This window comes from Amycolatopsis viridis, from assembly GCF_011758765.1.
GTDB classification, from domain to species: Bacteria; Actinomycetota; Actinomycetes; order Mycobacteriales; family Pseudonocardiaceae; genus Amycolatopsis_E; species Amycolatopsis_E viridis.
Map to the genome: position 1 here is coordinate 4,068,775 of NZ_JAANOU010000001.1, position 18,537 is coordinate 4,087,311.

20 protein-coding genes are annotated in these 18,537 nt (G+C 72.0%); 7 read left to right on the plus strand and 13 right to left on the minus strand.

The window, feature by feature from the left end; all coding sequences use genetic code 11:
* Window positions 1-169 precede the first annotated feature (169 nt).
* From FHX46_RS20015 to FHX46_RS20025, 3 genes are all read left to right on the plus strand, one after another.
* Window positions 170-1,174: a CobW family GTP-binding protein gene (locus tag FHX46_RS20015; protein ID WP_313886201.1), complete on the plus strand. Its 1,005-nt coding sequence runs from the start codon at window positions 170-172 to the stop codon at window positions 1,172-1,174.
* A 125-nt stretch (window positions 1,175-1,299) separates the two neighbouring features.
* Complete coding sequence (locus FHX46_RS20020) at window positions 1,300-1,698, plus strand: hypothetical protein (protein WP_167117284.1); 399 nt, start codon at window positions 1,300-1,302, stop codon at window positions 1,696-1,698.
* 135 nt (window positions 1,699-1,833) lie between these two features.
* Complete coding sequence (locus FHX46_RS20025) at window positions 1,834-2,547, plus strand: GAF and ANTAR domain-containing protein (RefSeq protein WP_167117288.1); 714 nt, start codon at window positions 1,834-1,836, stop codon at window positions 2,545-2,547.
* Window positions 2,548-2,867: 320 nt separating this feature from the next.
* Here the strand turns inward: FHX46_RS20025 and FHX46_RS20030 are convergent, their stop codons facing one another.
* A complete protein-coding gene (locus FHX46_RS20030) occupies window positions 2,868-3,461 on the minus strand; it encodes a TetR/AcrR family transcriptional regulator (RefSeq protein WP_167117291.1) in 594 nt (197 codons plus the stop codon).
* A gap of 42 nt (window positions 3,462-3,503) precedes the next feature.
* On the opposite strand from FHX46_RS20030, the gene FHX46_RS20035 reads away from it, so the two are divergent.
* Complete coding sequence (locus FHX46_RS20035; RefSeq protein WP_167117294.1) at window positions 3,504-4,379, plus strand: Vgb family protein; 876 nt, start codon at window positions 3,504-3,506, stop codon at window positions 4,377-4,379.
* 149 nt (window positions 4,380-4,528) lie between these two features.
* Here FHX46_RS20035 and FHX46_RS20040 read toward each other — a convergent pair whose 3' ends face one another.
* Window positions 4,529-5,305, minus strand: a complete 777-nt coding sequence (locus FHX46_RS20040; RefSeq protein WP_167117297.1) for a crotonase/enoyl-CoA hydratase family protein — start codon at window positions 5,303-5,305, stop codon at window positions 4,529-4,531.
* Window positions 5,306-5,362: 57 nt separating this feature from the next.
* On the minus strand, window positions 5,363-5,962 hold the full coding sequence (gene folE, locus FHX46_RS20045) for a GTP cyclohydrolase I FolE (RefSeq protein WP_167117300.1): 600 nt from the start codon (window positions 5,960-5,962) through the stop codon (window positions 5,363-5,365).
* A gap of 138 nt (window positions 5,963-6,100) precedes the next feature.
* Here folE and FHX46_RS20050 point away from each other — a divergent pair, with 138 nt between their 5' ends.
* Complete coding sequence (locus FHX46_RS20050; RefSeq protein WP_167117302.1) at window positions 6,101-6,790, plus strand: helix-turn-helix transcriptional regulator; 690 nt, start codon at window positions 6,101-6,103, stop codon at window positions 6,788-6,790.
* A gap of 12 nt (window positions 6,791-6,802) precedes the next feature.
* On the opposite strand, the gene FHX46_RS20055 is transcribed toward FHX46_RS20050, so the two are convergent.
* Entirely contained in the window at window positions 6,803-7,693 is an 891-nt protein-coding gene (locus FHX46_RS20055) for a MerR family transcriptional regulator (RefSeq protein WP_167117305.1), read from the minus strand.
* Between the two features lie 162 nt (window positions 7,694-7,855).
* Here FHX46_RS20055 and FHX46_RS20060 point away from each other — a divergent pair, with 162 nt between their 5' ends.
* Window positions 7,856-8,434, plus strand: coding sequence for a TetR/AcrR family transcriptional regulator (locus tag FHX46_RS20060; RefSeq protein ID WP_167117308.1), 579 nt, complete (start codon window positions 7,856-7,858; stop codon window positions 8,432-8,434).
* Window positions 8,435-8,492: 58 nt separating this feature from the next.
* A complete protein-coding gene (locus FHX46_RS20065; RefSeq protein ID WP_167117311.1) occupies window positions 8,493-9,671 on the plus strand; it encodes an MFS transporter in 1,179 nt (392 codons plus the stop codon).
* A gap of 61 nt (window positions 9,672-9,732) precedes the next feature.
* Here the strand turns inward: FHX46_RS20065 and fahA are convergent, their stop codons facing one another.
* The 9 genes from fahA to FHX46_RS20110 form a co-directional block, all read right to left on the minus strand.
* Window positions 9,733-10,914 (minus strand): fumarylacetoacetase, encoded by a 1,182-nt coding sequence (fahA, locus tag FHX46_RS20070; protein ID WP_167117314.1) that lies wholly within the window; start codon window positions 10,912-10,914, stop codon window positions 9,733-9,735.
* Window positions 10,911-11,780: a hypothetical protein gene (locus FHX46_RS20075; RefSeq protein WP_167121583.1), complete on the minus strand. Its 870-nt coding sequence runs from the start codon at window positions 11,778-11,780 to the stop codon at window positions 10,911-10,913. Before FHX46_RS20075 ends, fahA begins: the two co-directional genes overlap by 4 nt.
* Entirely contained in the window at window positions 11,750-12,940 is a 1,191-nt protein-coding gene (locus FHX46_RS20080; protein WP_167117317.1) for a homogentisate 1,2-dioxygenase, read from the minus strand. The genes FHX46_RS20075 and FHX46_RS20080 overlap by 31 nt, the downstream gene beginning before the upstream one ends.
* A gap of 63 nt (window positions 12,941-13,003) precedes the next feature.
* A complete protein-coding gene (locus FHX46_RS20085; protein ID WP_167097770.1) occupies window positions 13,004-13,528 on the minus strand; it encodes a MarR family winged helix-turn-helix transcriptional regulator in 525 nt (174 codons plus the stop codon).
* 36 nt (window positions 13,529-13,564) lie between these two features.
* On the minus strand, window positions 13,565-14,887 hold the full coding sequence (locus FHX46_RS20090) for an MFS transporter (protein ID WP_167117319.1): 1,323 nt from the start codon (window positions 14,885-14,887) through the stop codon (window positions 13,565-13,567).
* 79 nt (window positions 14,888-14,966) lie between these two features.
* Window positions 14,967-16,382 carry an FAD-dependent oxidoreductase gene (locus tag FHX46_RS20095; protein WP_167117322.1) on the minus strand — a complete coding sequence of 472 codons (1,416 nt, stop codon included), beginning with the start codon at window positions 16,380-16,382 and terminating at the stop codon, window positions 14,967-14,969.
* The gene (locus tag FHX46_RS20100) at window positions 16,379-17,155 is read right to left on the minus strand and encodes an SDR family NAD(P)-dependent oxidoreductase (RefSeq protein WP_167117325.1); all 777 of its coding nucleotides are present in this window, start codon (window positions 17,153-17,155) and stop codon (window positions 16,379-16,381) included. Before FHX46_RS20100 ends, FHX46_RS20095 begins: the two co-directional genes overlap by 4 nt.
* Window positions 17,148-17,954: an SDR family NAD(P)-dependent oxidoreductase gene (locus tag FHX46_RS20105; protein ID WP_208400217.1), complete on the minus strand. Its 807-nt coding sequence runs from the start codon at window positions 17,952-17,954 to the stop codon at window positions 17,148-17,150. Before FHX46_RS20105 ends, FHX46_RS20100 begins: the two co-directional genes overlap by 8 nt.
* Window positions 17,951-18,427 (minus strand): nuclear transport factor 2 family protein, encoded by a 477-nt coding sequence (locus tag FHX46_RS20110; RefSeq protein WP_167117328.1) that lies wholly within the window; start codon window positions 18,425-18,427, stop codon window positions 17,951-17,953. The genes FHX46_RS20105 and FHX46_RS20110 overlap by 4 nt, the downstream gene beginning before the upstream one ends.
* Between the last annotated feature and the right edge of the window lie 110 nt (window positions 18,428-18,537).

Consider the following 18,537-nt stretch of genomic DNA (forward strand, 5'->3'; position numbering starts at 1 on the left):
TCCGAACCACACGGGCTCACCGTCGCGACAGACGGCTCGGTTTGCGCGGCGCCCGAGATCGGCCGGCTTCGTGCCTGAGGTTCCACCGGCCATGCGCACGCTGTCCAGAGTGGAGCGAAGCGGCCGGGAACGCGCGGCGGTGCGGCCGGGTCGCGATAGGGTGCCGTCGGTGAACACGCAGCCGATCCCCGTGGTCCTGGTCGCCGGCTACCTGGGCTCGGGCAAGACGACCCTGGTCAACCACCTCCTCATCCATGCGCGCGACCACCGCATCGGGGTGGTCGTCAACGACTTCGGCCGCATCAACATCGACGCGCTCGCGGTCGCCGGTCAGGTCGACGCGATGCTGCCGATGGGCAACGGCTGCCTGTGCTGCGCGGTTGACTCCGCCGGCCTGGGCCGGATGCTGGAGCGGCTGACCGAGCCGGAACTGGGCATCGACGCGATCGTCATCGAAGCCAGCGGCCTCGCCGAGCCGCGCGACCTGGTGCGCATGCTGCTGGCCGGCGACAATCCGCGGATCGCCTACGGCGGGCTGGTGGAGGTCATGGACGCGGTCGAGTTCGAGGCCAACCGGCTGCGTCACCCCGAGCTGGACGAGCACCTGCGCTTCGCCGACCTGGTGGTGCTGAACAAGGCCGACCAGCGGGACGACGACGACCTGCGCGAACTGGTGCGCAAGGTCAGCGGCGGGCGCCCGGTGGTGCGGGCGTCGTTCGGCGCGATCGACCCGGGTCTGCTGTTCGATCCGGGCCGGCCGGAACCGGTCGCGCGGCAGCTGTCGTTCGACGACCTGCGGCACGCGGACGGCCACCACCACACGCACCTGCACGAGGCCTATCGCAGCGTCGAGTTCAGCACGGACACCCCGCTCCACCCGCGCCGGTTGCTGGCTTTCCTGACCGAACGGCCGGCCGGGCTGTACCGGATGAAAGGGCCGGTGCACTTCGGCGTGCCCGGTCACGACGACCGGTTCCTGCTCCAGACCGTCGGGCCGTACCTGCGGTTCCACCGCTCCCCGTGGGGTGACGAGACGCCCGGTACGCGGCTCGTGCTGATCGGGACCGGCCTCGACGCCGACGACCTGCGCGCACGGCTCGCGGCCTGTGTGGAACCCGACCCCGCGGCCCGCACCGACCGCGCGATCCTGCCGGTGCTCAAACACTGCGGCTAGCGGGCTACCGCATTGTTGAGCAATTCTCAGCAACCTCTTGTCTGATTGTTCAACGAACCGCTAGCGTGTGATCCACATCGCCGAGGGTCCGGCGGTGCACCCCGGATCGAAACGAGGTTCGTTCCATGAACAAGCTCAAGGCCGCTGCCGCCGTCGCCGGCATCGCCGCAACCTGCGTGATCGGCGGCGCCGCACAAGCCTCCGCCGCACCCGACGACGTCACGTGCGCCGTCGTGAAGTACCAGGGCCACGACCGCGGCAAAGCCTGCTACCACTCCAACGGCGACAAGATCGAGGTCTTCGACCTCCGCAAGGACGGCTACTGGATCCACGGCCGCGTCCACGTCTTCGCGCCCGTGAGCTACCCCCACGGCTCCTACTCGTGCGAGAACCACAAGGGCTACAACACGAAGGTCACCTGCAGCAAGGACGCAATCGAGGGCAGGGACGTATACTTCAGCGTCTATCTCGAGGACGGCGACAAGGTTCTGGAGGGGACCAAGTTGATCAGGGCCCACTCCTGACGCACCCCGGGTCCCGCGGCCGTCCAGCGCGCCGCGGAACCCGGGCGAGCGCCACGCCCTCCAGCTGAGGGATCCGGGCCGGAAAGACGGGCCGGACCCTGTCGCCGCCCGCCCGCGTGGACGAGACTGTGGCTGGTGACGGACGAACTCATCAGACCCGCCGATCTCGAACTCGCCGACGCGCTCAGCGCCGTCGTGCGGACGCTCGAGCCGGAGCCGGACGTCGGACGGACTGTCGGCAACATCGTGGCGGCCGTCGCGACGACCGTGCCGGGCACCGAGGACGCCGGGGTCTCGCTGCTCGACTCGGGCGTGTTGAAGACCGTTGCGCCGTCGAGCGAGCGGGTGGCGCGGCTCGACGAGCTGCAGCACGAACTGGGCGAAGGGCCGTGCGTGGACGCGGTGTTCGCCGGCACCGTTTACCGCACCGGCGACATCCGGGCGGACGAGCGCTGGCCGAAGTTCGGTGCGGCCGCCGCTGAGCTGGGGATCAGCTCGATGCTCGCGATCCGCCTGTTCACCGGTAAGGCCCTGCTCGGGGCGCTCAACTTGTTCTCTTCGGAACCGGATGCGTTCGACGAGTCCGCCGTGCACGTGGGCAGCCTCTTCGCCGCGCACGCGGCGGTCGCCCTGGCCGGTGCGCGCGGCCAGGCGCAGCTCCGGGACGCCCTCAAATCGCGCGACGTGATCTCCATGGCCAAGGGCATCCTGATGGAGCGGCACCGCGTCACCGACGACCAGGCGTTCGACCTGCTGGTGCGTGCGTCGCAGAACTCGAACCGCAAGCTGTACGACGTCGCGCACTGGCTGGTGACGGGCACCAATACGGCGATCGAGGCCGGTTCGTAGGGCGTGTGCCGCACCGGCCGCTCGCCGCGGGCTCGGCCGGGTCTCAATGTCCGGCACGGTGAACCGCGTCCGCCCCGCTGCGCCCAGCCGCTCCACGCGGGCGCGGACCAGGACAGGCAGCGTCCAGGAGGCAGCGGTCCGAGCGAGCTCCGGGCCGGGCGGAGCCACCGGTCCTCAGTGGACTGAGCGACGAGGCCCGGCCGGAACCGGACGAGCCCATCGGAGATCCGAGCCGACCGGGCCGCTCGTGACCCGCACCGTCCCACACCCGGTCGGTCAAGGCAATCCCGGCGCCCGGCGGGCCGGTCGCGCGCCGCGCGTCATCCGGCTGTCACCGCCGAAACCGCGTCGCGGGCGGCGTCCTCGGCCATCACCGGATCCGGTGGCTCGCCCATCAGGATCAGCCGGTGGTACAGCGGCGCCGTGGCCATCACCAGGACCCGGTGCGCGTCCACTCCGTCCGGGAGTTCCCCGCGCGCCTGAGCCCGCGACACCACCACCGCGCACCGCCGGTACCGGTCACGCCAGAACGCGCGCAACGCGGCCGCCGCCGGGGCGGACCGGAACGACGCCGCGATCAACGCCCGCGTCACCGACGTGGCGTCGCGCAGCGATGCGAACACCTCCCGGTTCAGCGCGATCAGGTCGCCCAGCAGCGAACCCGTGTCCGCCGGTGCCCAGTCGTCGTCCGCCGCGGCGTCGAACACGTCCGCCAGCAGGCCGCCCACGTCCCGCCACCGCCGGTACACCGTGGCCCGGTGCACACCGGAGCGTTCCGCGACCGCGTCGATGCCCAGCCCGTCGAACCCGGTCTCCACGAGCAATGACGTGACTGCCTCGAGTACCCGCGCGCGGGTCCGGGCGGTGCGGCCGCCGGGACGGCGCAACCCGGTTGTGCCTGCCGACTCGCTCATGCCAGTATTCTACTGCGACGGTCGTCGCGTTAAGGAGGCGGAGTGCGAATCGACGAAATCGACGTGCCGGGCAAGGGTCCCTACGGGATCACCGAAGGCCCGGACCGCGCCCTGTGGGTCACGCTCGTCCACAGTGCCCAGATCGCCCGGATCGCCGAGGACCCGACCGGCACCGTCGACACCACGGTGTTCGACCTCGACCCCGGCTGCGGTCCTGCGGTGATCACCCCCGGCGCGGACGGCGCGCTGTGGTTCAGCCGTCTGCACGACCACCGCATCGGCCGGATCACCACCGCGGGCACCGCCACCTCGTTCCAGCTGGCCGCGGACTGCGGCCCGTACGGGGTTGCCGCGGGTCCGGACGGCGCGATCTGGTTCACCCAGATGAACACCGGCCGGATCGGCCGGATCACGCCGGAGGGCGACGTCGACGAGATGCCGCTGGGCCTCGACGGGGCGTTCCCGTCCACCATGGTCACCGGTGGCGACGGCGCGCTCTGGGTGACGCTGAACCAGGCACACGCCCTCGCGCGCGTCACCACCGCGGGCGAGGTGACCCGCTTCCCGCTCCCCCCCGAGAACGCCGCACCGGTCGGCATCGCCGCCGACGCGCACGCGGTGTGGTTCGCCGAGATCGGCGCCGGGCAGATCGGCCGCATCACCACCGGCGGCGAGATCATCGAATTCCCGCTGCCCGACCGCGAAGCCCGCCCGCACGCGGTCGCCACCGACGGCGACGGCGGGTGCTGGTTCACCGAATGGGGCGCCGGCCGGGTCGGGCACGTGACCGCCGACGGTGAGTTCACGCACTTCGCGCTCCCCACCCCGGGCTCCGAACCCCACGGGCTCACCGTCACCTCGGACGGCTCGGTCTGCGCGGCCCTGGAGATCGGCCGGATCGCCCGGCTGCGCCCCTGACGCCCCGTGCCGGCCGGGGGCGGGATCACTCCGCCGGGCCGGACCGGTCGCGCACCTCGATTCGCTCAGCTGTTGACCGCGGCAAGGAAACACCGGGGTGTGGGCAGGCAAGCCAGACGCGGGCCGCCGCAACCGGCCGGGTCCCGCCGTCAGCCCAGCTCGAACGAGCCGCCGCGGCCCGCGCCCGCGGCGAAGCGTCGGGCACCGTCGGCAGCGTCGGCGGCCAGCGAGACCAGCCCGTGCCGCCACTCGTTCGCCATCGCGGCGCGTTCATCCAGACCGTCCTGCTCGAGCAGCGACAACCGGTCCTGCCGCAGACAGGTCTGCGGGAACCGGGCGATCGCCGCGGCCAGGTCCTCCGCCGCGGCCCGCTCGGTGCCGCGCGGCACCACCCGGTTCGCGAGGCCCATCCGCAGCGCCTCGTCGGCCGGCACCGGCCGTCCGGTGAGCACCAGGTCCATCGCCTGGCTCGCCCCGATCAGCCGGGGCAGCCGCACAGTGCCCCCGTCGATCAGGGGCACGCCCCAGCGGCGGCAGAACACCCCGAACACCGCGTCATCGGCCGCCACCCGCAGGTCGCACCACAGCGCCAGCTCCAGACCACCCGCCACGGCGTGCCCGGCGATCGCGGCGATCACCGGCTTGCCCAGCCGCAGCCGGGTCGGCCCCATCGGCCCGGGACCGTCCTCGCCCAGCCGGTTGCCGCGGTCCGTGCCGATCGCCTTCAGGTCGGCGCCCGCGCAGAACGTGCCGCCCTCGCCCCACAGCACCGCGACCGCCGCCGAGTCGTCGGCGTCGAACTCCTCGAACGCCGCCAGCAGGGCCTGCGCGGCCGGCCCGTCGACGGCGTTGCGGGCGTGCGGACGGGACAGGATCACGGTGTGCACCGGGCCGTCGCGCTCGACCCGGACCCCAGACTCGGTCATGCCGTCACGCTGTCACAGGGGTGCCGTGTTTGTCAGTGTCTGTTATCGGGAGACGGGTCAGGGGTTGACGCCGGTGAGGGCGAAGAACTCCTGGCGCGACCGGGCGTCCTCGCGCAACGTGCCGAGGAGGGTGGAGGTCACGGTGCTCGACCCGACCGCCTGCACGCCCCGCAACGTCATGCACGTGTGCTCCGCCTCGATGACCACACCGACACCCTTGGGGTGCACGCGCTCGGAAAGCCAGTCCGCGACCTGCTTGGTCAGCCGCTCCTGCACCTGCGGCCGCCGCGCGAAGTGCTCGACGACACGGGCCAGTTTGGACAGTCCGAGGATGCGCTCGCCGGGCAGGTAGCCGACGTGCGCGACCCCGACGAACGGCAGCAGGTGGTGCTCGCACACCGACCGCACCGGGATGCCCCGCGCCAGCACGAGCTCGTCATAGCCCTCGTCGTTGGGGAACGTGGTCAGGTCGAACGGCCGCGGCGAGAACAGCTCGGCGTAGGCGCGCGCCATCCGGCCGGGTGTTCCGCGCAGGCTCTCCGAGTCCAGGGAGATCCCCAGCGCTTCGAGGAACTGGGCGGCGTGGAGCTCGGCGGCGGCCAGGTCGGCGCTGTCGCTCTGGTCGTGGACGACGCGCAGGGCGGGTTCGGGCTGCACGGCATTGCCTTTCGGTGGGGAGGGGATCAGCGGGCGGGCCGGGGACTTTTCACCAACAAAGTTTGGTCTTTTAATCCCGCTCAAGTCAAGACTTCTCCATGGCATTGGGCAAAGGACGTTCGGTGATACCGTGGGACGATGACGGAGGGGCCGATCCGGGCACTGGCCGCGCTCGACGACGAGCTGCGGCGCCGCATGTACGCCTACATCCGCCAGGCCCGGCGCCCGGTCACCCGGGACGAGGCCGCCGGTTCGGTCGGCATCTCACGCAAGCTCGCCGCGTTCCACCTGGACAAGCTGGTCGCGGCCGGCCTGCTCCGCGCGCGGTACGAGTTCGTCGGTGAGCGGCGCGGCGCGGGCCGCACCCCGAAGGTCTACGAGCCGTCCGGACTGGACCTCCGCGTCAGCATCCCGCCGCGGCGGCCCGACCTGCTGGCGGACATCCTGCTCGACGCGGTCGTCGGGGAGGTTGCCGGTGAAACCGCGCACGAGGCCGCGCTGCGGATCGCCCGGGAACGCGGACACGCGGTCGGGAGCGCCGAGCGGGAGCGGGCGCGACCGGGACGGCTGGGTGCCGAGCGCGCGCTGACGTTGGCCGCGGACGTCGTGGAACAGCACGGCTTCGAGCCGAGCCGCGAGTCCCCGGCGTGCCTGCGGCTGCGCAACTGCCCGTTCCACCCGCTGGCGGCGAAGCAACCGGCGGTCGTGTGCGGGCTGAACCAGTCGTTCCTGACCGGGCTGCTGGACGGGCTGGGCGCCACCACCGTGGAGGCGGCGCTGGAACCGCGAGCCGGGGAGTGCTGCGTGGAGCTCCGCTCGGCGGAGTAGGCCCGCGGCCGATCAGGTCGGTCCGGTCAGGGCGTCCAGCGCGTCGGGCAGGGAGCGCAGGTGCCGGGCGCCCTCGGGGAGCGGGACGCCGTCCCAGCCGGGGCCGGCCACGTACAGGCGGGTGCCGGTCAGCTCGGCCGCCGGGACCAGGCGCGCCAGCTCCGCCGAATGCGCCCACACCACGGTGGCCGGCGGGTTGCGTGCCGTGACGGCGGCGAGCAGGGACTGCGGCGGAACCCGGGCGCCGAGCGCGATCGTGCCGCGCCCCCGTTCGGCGAGCGCGTGCCGCAGCACCTCCAGCGGCAGCGAATGCTGTTCCTCCGGCGCGCACGCCAGCAGCACCGAACCCGCCGAGGTGTGCCCGGACGGGATGGCGTGCAGCGCGGCGATGATGCCGTCGGTCGCGAGGTGCTCGACCTCCACCGGCCCGCCCGGCTCGGCACACCGCTCGCCCAGCTCCTGCAGGAACGGCACGAGCAGTTTCTGCCACGTGTCCACGGTGCCGTGCCGGTCGAGAAAACCCACCACGATGCGACGGAAGGCGTCGGGGTCGAGTTTTTCGGCGGCTCCGCGCAGCGACCGCCGGCGCCGGCTCGCCACCCGGTCGGGCACGTCGCCGGCCGGGGCGATCCGCGGCACCGCGCCCGCGCTGACCGTCGCGGCGGCACTCGCCACCGGCACACCCTGGCGCACCAGCTGCACCACGCGCTCCAGGCGCCGCAGGTCGCCCACCGTGTAGCGGCGGTGCCGCCCCGGCTCGCGGGAACTGGGCCCGAGTCCGTGCCTGCGGTCCCAGCTGCGCAGGGTCGCGACGGCGACGCCGAGGCGGCCGGCGACCGCGGCGGGGGTCAGCACCGCTTCGGGCGGTACCGCGTCTCGTGCGGCCTGCCCCGTGCGGGTCATCGGCTCGCGCCTCCTGGTGCTGTGCGGGTGACCGCCTCCCGGCGGATTCATCCTTCGATTGTGCAACATTTCCGGGTCGCACGGTTGCGGGAGAACTCACTGACCACCGGGGCATCACGGGGCTATTGGAACGATCGGTTGGATATGCGCTAGGCTGCGGTGATGGCGAGGACCAAGGAGTTCGACCCCGACGCCACGTTGCAGGCCGCGCTGGAGCTGTTCTGGCGACAGGGCTACGAGGCCACCTCGATGCAGGACCTGGTCGAGCACCTCGGCGTGAACCGCGCCAGCCTGTACGCCACCTACGGCAGCAAGCACGACCTCTACCTGCACGCCCTGGACCGCTACTGCGAGCTGCGCGGGATCCAGACGATGACGGTGCTGAACCGGCGCGGGCCGGCGCTGGCCGCGGTCCGCGACTTCATCCGCGGCTACCTGACCGAGGTCCGCGAGGACCCCGACCACAAGGGATGCCTGGTCACCAACACGGCGACCGAGCTCCTGCCGCGCGACGCCAAAGCGGCGCGGCGCGTGGAGATCGCGTTCGGCGAACTGGAAGCCGCCCTGGCCGGCGCCCTGACCCGGGCACAGCACGAGGGCGATCTCGCCCCGGGCAAGGATCCGCGCGCACTGGCCCGGTTCCTGGTCACCTTCGTGCAGGGCCTGCGGGTCGTGGGCAAGACCGACGACGTGCGCCGGGTCGACGAGGCCGTCGACCAGGCGTTGTCGCTGCTGGCCTGACCGCCCCCGTGGCATACCCAAATTCCGGAACGATCAGTTGTTTATGAAAGGGGTGCGCATGCCGCGCGCAATCTACGTGCTGAGCCTCGGCGTGTTCGCGATGGTCACCAGCGAATTCGTCGTCGCCGGCCTGATGCCCCAGCTCGCGGACGGGCTGGGGGTGACGGTTCCGCAGATCGGCTACCTCATCACCGCGTTCGCCGTCGCGATGGCCGCCGGTGGCCCGGTCCTCACCGTCGCGCTGCTGCGGCTGAACCCGAAGTCCGCGCTGCTGCTGCTGTTCGTGATCTTCCTGGCCGGCAACGTGCTCGCCGCGACGGCGACCGGCTACGCCACGATGATGGCCGCCCGCATCGTCACCGGTGTCGCGTCGCAGGCGTTCTTCGGGATCGGGGTGTCCCTGAGCGCGCAGCTGACCCGGCCCGAGGTCCGTGGCCGCGCGATCGCGGCGGTGATGAACGGCCTGATGCTCGGCACACTGCTCGGCCTGCCGCTCGCCACGGTCGTCGGCGAGCACTTCGGCTGGCGGGCCGCGTTCTGGGCGATCGGCGCACTGACCGTCGTCGCCGCGCTGACCACCGTGGCCGGTGTGCCCGCGGTGGCCCCGTCCGCCGAGGGTGGCTCGTTCCGCGCCGAACTCGGCGCGTTCCGCGCGCCGCGGCTGTGGCTGGCGCTGTCGAGCAGCACGCTCATCATCGGCGCCACGTTCTCCGCGTTCAGCTACTTCACCCCGATCCTCACCCAGGTGACCGGGTTCGACGGCGGCACCGTGCCGCTGCTGCTCGTCGCCTACGGCGCGGCCACCGTGGCAGGCAACTTCGTGGTGGGACGCCTGGCCGACCGGCACACGATGCCCGTGCTGGCCGCCGGGCTGGCCCTGAACCTCGTCTTCCTCGTCACGTTCGCGCTGCTCGCGGACCTGCCCGGGCCGGCGGTGGTGGCGATGCTCGGCATCGGGCTGGCCGGGGTCACGCTGAACCCGGCGATGGTGACCCGGGTGCAGCGCGCCGGGAACGCCCGCCCGCTGGTCAACACCGTGCACTCGTCGTTCATCACGCTCGGCGTGATCCTCGGGTCCGCGCTCGGCGGGCTGGCCATCTCGATGTCCGGCCTGCGCGCGCCGCTGTGGCTGGGTGCCGGGCTGGCGGCGCTCGGCCTGCTCACCGTGCTGCCCGAGCTGGTGCGCGGCCGGGTTGCACGACCGGCACCGGCGCCGGTCCCGCAGCCCTGCTCCTGACCCGCGGACCGGAAACCGCCCCGTGCACCGGCCGCTGAGGGCGGCCGGTGCACGGCCGCCCTCAGCGCTTGGCTTCGGTGGCCGGCAGGATCCTCCCCCGCACCTCGCCGAAACCGATGCGGCCCGCCGCGCCGGGCGCGGTGGCCGTGATGGTCACCTCGTCGCCGTCGAGGAGGAACGTGCGCGGCTCGCCGTTGACCGTGACCGGCTCCTGGCCACCCCAGGTCAGCTCGATGAACGCGCCGCGCTGGTCCTTCGCCGCGCCGGAGATCGTGCCGGACGCGTACAGGTCACCGGTGCGCGCGGACGCCCCGTTGACGGTCATGTGCGCCAGCATCTGCGCCGGGGACCAGTACATCTCCCGGTAGGGCGGGCGGCTGACCTCCTGCCCGTTCCACGAAACCGCGAACTCGACGTCCAGGCCCCACGGCTCGCTCTCCCGCAGGTAGGGCAGGACCTGCGGCTCCTGCGGCGGCGTCGGCACGCGGGCGGCCTCCAGCGCGAGCAGCGGCACCACCCACGGTGAGATCGACGTGGCGAAGCTCTTGCCCAGGTGCGGGCCCAGCGGCACGTACTCCCACGCCTGGATGTCGCGGGCGGACCAGTCGTTCACCAGCACCGCGCCGAACACGTGCCGCGGGAAGTCCGCTGTGGACAGCGGCGAGCCCAGCGGCGTCCCGGTGCCGACGACGAAACCCAGCTCCGCCTCGATGTCCAGCCGCCGCGACTCGCCGAACGTGGGCGCGTCCTCGTCCGGGGCCTTGCGCTGCCCGCACGGCCGCACGATGTCGGTGCCGGACACGACGACCGTGCCGGCACGCCCGTGGTAGCCGACCGGCAGGTGCTTCCAGTTCGGCATCAGCGGCTCGGCACCGGGCCGGAACAGCCGCCCGAGGTTGGACGCGTGGTGCTCGGAGGCGTAGAAGTCGACGTAGTCGGCCACCTCGAACGGCAGGTGCAGCTCCACCTCGCCCACTGCGAAGACCGCCGCGTCCGGCACGTCGCCGCGCACCAGGTCACCGATGCGGGAGCGCACCTCGACCCAGCGGTCGTAGCCCTGCGCCATGAACGCGTTCAGCGACGGCCGCGCGAACACGTCGTCGCCGAGCGCCACCGCCAGGTCGACCACCGAGTCGCCGACCCGCACCCCGACGCGCGGGGCGGTACCGGGCGTGGCGAACACGCCGTAGGGCAGGTTGCCGAGCCCGTACAGCGAGCCCTCCGGGATGTCGATCGTGGTCACGCCGTCACTCCTCCGTTCAGCGCCGCGGCCGGGACCAGTCCGAGGTCCGCCAGCTCGGTCACCGGTTCGATGATGCTGCACGTGCCGAACGAGCGGAACCACGCCCGCGCCTCGGCGTCCACTTCGGACACCAGTGCGGCGACCCGCGCACCGTCCCGCTCCGCCAGCAACGCGATCAGCTCGTCCTGCCCCGCGCCGCGGGCGGCGGCTCCCGCGGCGAGCAGCAGGTTCAGGAACCCGTGCTGCTCCAACCCGGTCTCCGGGTCGGTGTTGCGCAGCGCGTGGTGCAGCCCCGCGGTCGCCTTGAACGGGACCCCGGCCCGCACCACGGCGACGACCGCGGCAGCCAGCTCGGCCTCGTCCGGGTACAGCTCGGCCGTGACCCCGCCGGTGCGGAACTTCGCGTGGTGCCCGGTCTTCGCGCAGGTCGCGATCACCTCGGCGCGGCGGTCGTCCCGCGGCACCTCCACGAACACCGGGACGTCCCCGGCGGCCTCCAGCCCGGTGAAGAACTCGGTCACGCCGAGGCCGGCGGGCATCGCGACCTCGAACCCGGCCAGCCGCACCGGCAGGTCGGCGGCCCGGGCACGAGCGTCCGGCAGCTGGGCCGGGCCGCCCGGCGCGGTCACCGCCAGGTCCAGTGGCTGCTCCACGACCGCGCCGAGGTCGGCGAGCGCGGGCGCCGCCAGCACCAGCGGGCCGACCAGCCCGCCGTAGCCCGACGCCAGGTGCACCGCGTGGTCCGGCACCGCCTGCGCCAACGGCTTCAGCCCCGGCGGGAACACCGCCGCGTCGTCGAGGAACCCGTCGAACAGGCCTGCCGGACTCCCCGGGTTCACTGCGGCCCCCGGCCGGCCCAGGTCCAGGCGTAGCCCGGGTCCTCAGCCGCGCGGCCGCCCTCACCCAGCTCCAGCGGGCGGAACGTGTCGACCATGACGGCGAGCTCGTCGAAGAACTCCACGCCGATGCTGCGCTCGTAGGCGCCGGGCTGCGGACCGTGCGAGTGGCCGCCCGGGTGCAGCGAGATCGAGCCCTGCCCGATGCCCGAGCCCTTGCGCGCCTCGTAGTCGCCGCCGCAGTAGAACATCACCTCGTCGGAGTCCACATTGGAATGGTAGTACGGCACGGGGATGGACAGCGGGTGGTAGTCCACCTTGCGCGGCACGAAGTTGCAGATGACGAAATTGGCGCCCTCGAACACCTGGTGCACCGGCGGTGGCTGGTGCACGCGGCCGGTGATCGGTTCGAAGTCGGCGACGTTGAAGGTGTACGGGTACAGGCAGCCGTCCCAGCCCACCACGTCGAACGGGTGCTGCGGGTAGACGAACCGGGTACCGACAATCCCGCTGCTACCGCGGTGCTTGACCAGCACCTCGACGTCGGTGCCGTCGGCCAGCAGCGGCTCGGCCGGGCCGTGCAGGTCGCGCTCGCAGTAGGGCGCGTGCTCCAGCAGCTGGCCGTACTTGGACAGGTACCGCTTCGGCGGCGTGATGTGCGAGTTCGCCTCGATGGCGTAGGCGCGGACCATGCCGTCGGGCACCCACCGGTGGGTCGTCGCGCGGGGCAGGATCACGTAGTCGCCCTGGCGGAACGACAGCACGCCGAACACCGTCTCGACCACGCCTTGGCCGGATTCGATGTAGACGCACTCGTCACCGATCGAGTTGCGGTACAGCGGCGACGCCTCGCCCGCCGCGACGTAGGAGATGCGCACGTCACCGTTGCCCAGGACGAGCCGCCGCCCGGTGACGACGTCGCGGGATTTCCACTCCTCGCCGGGGAACAGCTCGTGCAGCTTGAGGTGCCGCGGCTTGAGCGGGTGGTTGGCCTCGGTCGTCAGGTCCGGCAGCTGCCAGACCGACGAATCGACGAGCGCCGACGGGATGTTGCGGTGGTAGAGCAGCGAGGAGTCGCTGGAGAAGCCCTCCTCCCCCATCAGCTCCTCGTAGTACAGGCCGCCCTCGGGCGTGCGGTGCTGGGTGTGCCGCTTGGGGGGAACCGCACCGACCTGCCGGTAGTACGCCATGACTTCGCCTCCTTGCCGGTCCGATGTAGTAAATGTATGTACTACCTTGCCGGGGCGCAAGGGTCAGTTGCGGCCGCGCACGTCGAACTGGTCGCGATTGGTGATCAGCTTGTCCAGCAGCATCACCAGGATCCGCTGCTCGGCCTCGGTGAGCACACTGGTCCACTCGTGCTCGCGCTCGTTGTGCTCGCGGAACACCTCGGTCATCTCCGACCGGCCGCGCCCGGACAGTGACAGCAGCACCGAACGACCGTCGTGCTCGCCGGGCGTGCGCTCCAGCAGACCGTCGGCGACCAGGGTTTTCGCCAGGTTTGACACCGCAGCGCGGCTCATCCCGGTCAGCTCGGCGGCCTTCTTGGCCTCCAGCGGGCCGGCCAGCCACGTGACGAACAGCAGCCGGAACGCCGACCAGGAGTGGCCACGCGGCCGGTGGACGCTCGCCTCCAGGTCGTAGGTGACGATGTTGGAGGCGCGGTTCAACGTCAGCAGCACCTCGGTGGCGAGCTGGTGCCGGAAGCCGAACTCGTCGGCGAGCCGGCGGTTGGCGAGCTCGACGAAGGACCAGAAGTCGAGCTCGCCATCAGCCATGACCGCACCTTAACGCTTCGCCGAACTAGTTAATACCTAAACTACCTCGTGCGTGGCCGCCACGCCACGCCGTTCCTTCGCCACCTTGAGCACGGACAGCATCACCGCGCACAGGACCAGGCAGGCGATCGGGAAGTACAGGCCCACCGAGACGTCGTCGGCGGTGGCGTTCTTGCCGATCACGTACGGCCCGAAGAACCCGCCGAGCGCGGCGATCGAGTTGATCGCGGCCAGCCCCACCGCGGTGTGCTCCTTCGACAGCACGCGCGCGGCCAGTGCCCAGTACGGCGCGAGGTAGCCGAGCACGCCGATGGCGACCAGCGACAGGCAGATCAGCGCGGCCACCGGGGTGTGCCGGAACTGGATCGTGCCGAACAGGCCGATCGCGGCCAGCAGCATCATCGCCACCACGTGCCCGCGCCGCTCGCCGGTGCGGTCGGAGTTGCGGGCCACCAGCAGCATGCCGATCGCGCCGACGATCCACGGGATCACGCCGAGGAAGCCGATGTTGGTCGCCGAGTAGGACCGGTCCATCTGCTTCACGATCTGCGGCAGGAAGAAGGTGAACCCGTACAGCCCGCACGCGGCGAACAGGTTCGCGAAGGCCAGGTAGAGCACCTTGCGGTCCTTGACGACCCGCAGCTGGCCGAGGAAGGTCTCCTTCTGCTCGGGCGCGTAGTCGGAGTTGATCTCGTTCTCCAGCCAGTCCTTCTCCTCGGCGGTGAGGAAGCTCGCCTGGCTGGGCTTGTTCGGCAGCCAGGCCAGCACGATCACGCCGACCAGTACCGCGGGCAGGCCCTGCAGGAGGAACACCCAGCGCCAGGACGACATGCCGAACCAGTGGACGTGGTCCAGGATCAGTCCGCCGGTGAGACTGCCGAGGATCATCGCGATCGGCTGGGCGATCGCCAGCGTCGCGATGGCCCGGCCGCGCTCCTTCGGGCGGAACCACAGCGTCAGGTACAGCAGCAGGCCCGGGTACAGGCCGGCCTCGGCGATGCCGAGCACGATCCGGGCGAGGTAGAGCTGCGGGATGTTCTGCACGAACCCGGTGACCGCGGTGACGATGCCCCAGCTGATCGCGATCCGGGCGAGCCAGATCCGCGCGCCCACCTTCTTCATGATCATGTTGCTGGGGACCTCGAACACCACGTAGGCGAGGAAGAAGATTGCCGACGCGGTGCCGAACACCGCCGTGGTGATCGCCAGTTCGTGCTGCATGCCGAGCTGGGCGTAGCTGATGTTCGACCGGTCCATGTAGTTGAACACGTACAGCAGCGCGACCAGCGGCAGGACTCTGCGGCTGACCTTGCGGATCGTGCGGCTGCCGACATCGCCGGCAGCGGTGGTTTCGCTCATGTCTCTCCTCGTTGAGTACACCAGTTCTGGAGCGAGGGACCGCCTCGGGTTCCGCTCCCGGGCCGCGGCGCGAGCCACTTCACGAGGTCGTGACCGCGGCGTTGCGGCCGGCGAGGCGGCCCATGGTGAGGGCGTTGGCGACAGCGTTGCCGCCGCCGACGTAGCGCCGGCCGAGCACACCGGCACCGGCCTCGCCCGCGGCGAAGAGGCCGCCGATGACCTCGCCGCGTTCGTCGCGGACGGCCGCGCGGGCGTCGATCTCCAGCCCGGCGTGCGTGCACACCAGCTCGGCGGGCAGCAGGCGCGCCGCGTAGAACGGGGGCTCGGCGATCGGGTCCGGGTTGCCCGTCACAGCCTTGTTGGCCAGCGTGCGGTGCCGCAGGAACTCCGGGTCGTGACCGGCGGGCAGCTGCTCGTTCCACCGGCGAACCGTCGCGACCAGCGCACCGGCGGGGATCCCGGCCTTGCCGGCCAGCTCCTCCAGGCTCGCCGCGCGCAGCGTGCGCCCGGCCTCGGCCTCGGCGAGGACGTGCTCGGCCGTCCAGTGCGCGTATCCGGGCGGGAGGGTCCGGCGGGCGCGTTCGTCGAAGATCATCCACGCGGTGCCGCCGTGCCGTTCGATGATGCCGCCGGACACCGCGTAGGAGGCGTCCTCGTCCATGAACCGGCGCCCGCGGGCGTCCACGTGGATGCGCGATTTCGGCGGGAACCCGGACTGCCAGTGGTGCAGGCGCTGGAAGTAGGCGGTGGGCAGCAGCAGCCCCCAGCCGTCCCCGGCGACCGCCGCGCCGACCTGCGCGCCGAAGCGCAGGTGGTCGCCGCGGCTGCCGTCCGCGGCGACGACGAACAGGTCCTCGCCCGCCCGCAGCGCCGCCGGGTAGTAGCGCGCCAGCAGACCCGGGTCGCGGGCGAACCCCCCGCTGGCCACCACCACCGCCCGCGCCCGCACCTCGATACCGTCCGCGACCACCCCGGCGACCCGGCCGTGCTCCTCGACCAGCCGCTCGACCCGGGTGCCGAGGACGATCTCGACCTGCCGCGTGCGTGCCGCCCTGGCGAGCACCTGGACCACCCCGTAGCCCTGGTCCCTGGGCACGTGACCGCGCCACACGTCCTCGACCCCGGCCTGGCACAGGCCCGGCGTGTGCGCGTCGCCGGACACCTTCGCCGGGATCTCCACGCCCAGGCCGATCAGCCAGTCCAGCGTCGGCCCGGACTGCGCGCAGAACGCGGCGATCAGCCCCGGGTTCAGCTGCCAGGCGTTGAGGTCCATGTAGTGCTGGAAGAACCGTTCCGCGGAGTCCTCGACCCCCAGCGCGGCCTGCACGCTCGTGCCGGCAGCGGTGAACAGGCCCGCGGACAGCTGGGTCGAGCCGCCGAGCTCCCGTTCGGACTCGAACAGCAGCACCGAAGCGCCCTGCTCGGCGGCGGACACGGCGGCGGCGAGGCCGGCGCCACCGCCGCCGACGACCACGACGTCCCAGTCGTCGGTCACGACAGTTCCCCTCCCACGTCGGCGATGATGCGGTGGTAGAGCCCGTTCGACACCAGGCCACCGTCCACTGTGATCTCACTGCCGGTCAGGTAGCTGGAGCGCCCGGACAGCAGGAACAGCACCGCCTCGGTGATCTCCGCCGGCCGCGCCGTGCGCCCGGCCGGGATGCTCGCGACGGCCGAGGCGACGAACGCGTCCGCCCCGTCGAGCAGCCCGGTGTCCACGAGCCCGGGGTGCACCGAGTTGACCCGGATCCCCCACCGCGCGAAGTTGCCGGCGGCCGATTTGGACAGCCCGGTCAGGCCCCACTTGCTGGAGCTGTAGGCGGGCGAGAAGTAGCCGATCTGCCCGGCGATCGAGGAGATGTTCACGATCGACCCGCCACCCGAGTCCCGCATCAGCTCCGCCACGGCCTTCATGCCGTGGAACGGGCCGGACAGGTTGACGCGCAGGACCTGTTCCCAGACCTCGTCGGTGGTGTCCAGGAACTCCAGGCGCCGGGAGATCCCGGCGTTGTTGACCAGGCCGGTGAGACGGCCGCGGGTGGCGCGGATCTCCGCGACGACCCGGGCCCAGGCGGCCGGGTCGGTGACGTCCAGTTCGTGCGCCGACGCCGACCCGCCGCCGGCTTCGATCTCCGCCACCACCGCACCGGGGTCGGCGATGTCCGCCAGGCACACGTGCGTGCCGTGCCGCGCGAGCGCGCGGGCGTGGTGAGCGCCCATGCCGCCGGCCGCGCCGGTGACGAGCACCGTGTCCGGGTACTCAGACATGCCGCGACCCGCCGTCGACGGCGATGCTGTGCCCGGTGATGTAGCGGGCGCTGTCGGAGAGCAGGAACAGCAGCGGTCCGACGACCTCCTCCGGTGAGCCGAGCCGGTGCAGCGGCACGACGTCGAGCGCGTGCTGCAACGCGGCCGGATCCTCCTTGACCCACCGGGTCATCTCGGTGTCGATGTAGCCGGGCGCGATGGCGTTGACGCGGATGCCCCGGTCGCCGAGCTCGACCGCGAGCGATTCGGTGAGGTGCGCGACGGCGGCCTTCGAGGTGCAGTAGGCGCCACGGCCGCGGCGGATGCGGACGGCCGACACCGACGACATGTTCACGATCGCGCTGCCCGGCTCCATGTGCCGCGCGGCGGTCTGGGCGCCGTAGAGGACCCCCTCGACGTTGACCGCGAGGGTCGCGCTGATCTGCTCCGGGGTGATCTCACCAACGGTCGCGTACGGGAAGATGCCGGCGTTGTTGACCCAGAAGTCGAGGCGGCCGAACCGCTCCAGCGCCAGCTGTGCCACGGTTTCGTGGTCCGCGGGCCGGGTGACGTCGATGCGGGTGCCGGCGATTTCACCGGCCTTGTCGGCCCCGGCGAGTTCGGCGGCCAGTTCGCGTGCCGTGGCGAGCATGCCCGCTTCGTCGATGTCGGCACCGACGACGTGCACGCCGCGCGCCGCCAGGGCCGCCGTGAACCGCGCCCCCATTCCGCGGGCCGCGCCGGTCACGACCGCGACCTTGCCCGCCAGTTCCGGGTAGAGGGCCGTCATCGGCTCGTGCTGGGCACGGGTGTCGCTCATCGGTGCTCCTTCTGCTGCGGGTTGTGCGGCTGGTCATCGCGGCGCACGGTGCGGCGGCGGATGCGCCAGGTGCCCGCGTACCGGACCAGCTCATCGGTGAGGGTGGTGAGGCGGAGGAGTTCGGGCGGGCCGCCCGGCAGGGTGCGCACGATCTGCAGGTAGGCGTGCACAGTGACCGCGCCGACAGCGCCGACAGCGCCGACGGCGCCGACACCGTCCATACCGTCGGCACCGTCGGCGGGCACGACGTGCACGTTGGTGATCACGTGACGGGTGATGCCGTCCTGCCGCGCGAAGTCCTCGGCGAACTTCCGCAGGTCCGCGGTGCCGGTGACCGGCGCCGGATAGCTCGGTGAGCGGAACTCGCCGTCCGGGGTGAAGGTGTCCGCCCAGGCCGCGGCGTCGCCGTTGTCGATGAAGTGACTTTGCGCGCCGTAGAGCTGGTGCACGAGCGCGAGCGTCGCCACGTCCACGGTGACCTCCTCGGGGGGTTGCACGCCCGACTAAACGTGCTATTATCGCACGCAGCGTGCGAACTACGGAAACAGTAGGCCGGTGCCCGCCGGCCGTCAAGGGGGTGCCG

What these genes read in the sequence shown, in the direction of transcription:
- FHX46_RS20065 (WP_167117311.1), top strand. Translation starts at nt 8,493, where the DNA reads ATGCCGCGCGCAATCTACGTGCTGAGCCTCGGCGTGTTCGCGATGGTC.
- FHX46_RS20080 (WP_167117317.1), bottom strand. Translation starts at nt 12,940, where the DNA reads ATGGCGTACTACCGGCAGGTCGGTGCGGTTCCCCCCAAGCGGCACACC.
- FHX46_RS20100 (WP_167117325.1), bottom strand. Translation starts at nt 17,155, where the DNA reads ATGTCTGAGTACCCGGACACGGTGCTCGTCACCGGCGCGGCCGGCGGC.
- FHX46_RS20020 (WP_167117284.1), top strand. Translation starts at nt 1,300, where the DNA reads ATGAACAAGCTCAAGGCCGCTGCCGCCGTCGCCGGCATCGCCGCAACC.
- FHX46_RS20030 (WP_167117291.1), bottom strand. Translation starts at nt 3,461, where the DNA reads ATGAGCGAGTCGGCAGGCACAACCGGGTTGCGCCGTCCCGGCGGCCGC.
- FHX46_RS20040 (WP_167117297.1), bottom strand. Translation starts at nt 5,305, where the DNA reads ATGACCGAGTCTGGGGTCCGGGTCGAGCGCGACGGCCCGGTGCACACC.
- FHX46_RS20060 (WP_167117308.1), top strand. Translation starts at nt 7,856, where the DNA reads ATGGCGAGGACCAAGGAGTTCGACCCCGACGCCACGTTGCAGGCCGCG.
- FHX46_RS20105 (WP_208400217.1), bottom strand. Translation starts at nt 17,954, where the DNA reads ATGAGCGACACCCGTGCCCAGCACGAGCCGATGACGGCCCTCTACCCG.
- FHX46_RS20085 (WP_167097770.1), bottom strand. Translation starts at nt 13,528, where the DNA reads ATGGCTGATGGCGAGCTCGACTTCTGGTCCTTCGTCGAGCTCGCCAAC.
- FHX46_RS20050 (WP_167117302.1), top strand. Translation starts at nt 6,101, where the DNA reads ATGACGGAGGGGCCGATCCGGGCACTGGCCGCGCTCGACGACGAGCTG.
- FHX46_RS20055 (WP_167117305.1), bottom strand. Translation starts at nt 7,693, where the DNA reads ATGACCCGCACGGGGCAGGCCGCACGAGACGCGGTACCGCCCGAAGCG.
- FHX46_RS20090 (WP_167117319.1), bottom strand. Translation starts at nt 14,887, where the DNA reads ATGAGCGAAACCACCGCTGCCGGCGATGTCGGCAGCCGCACGATCCGC.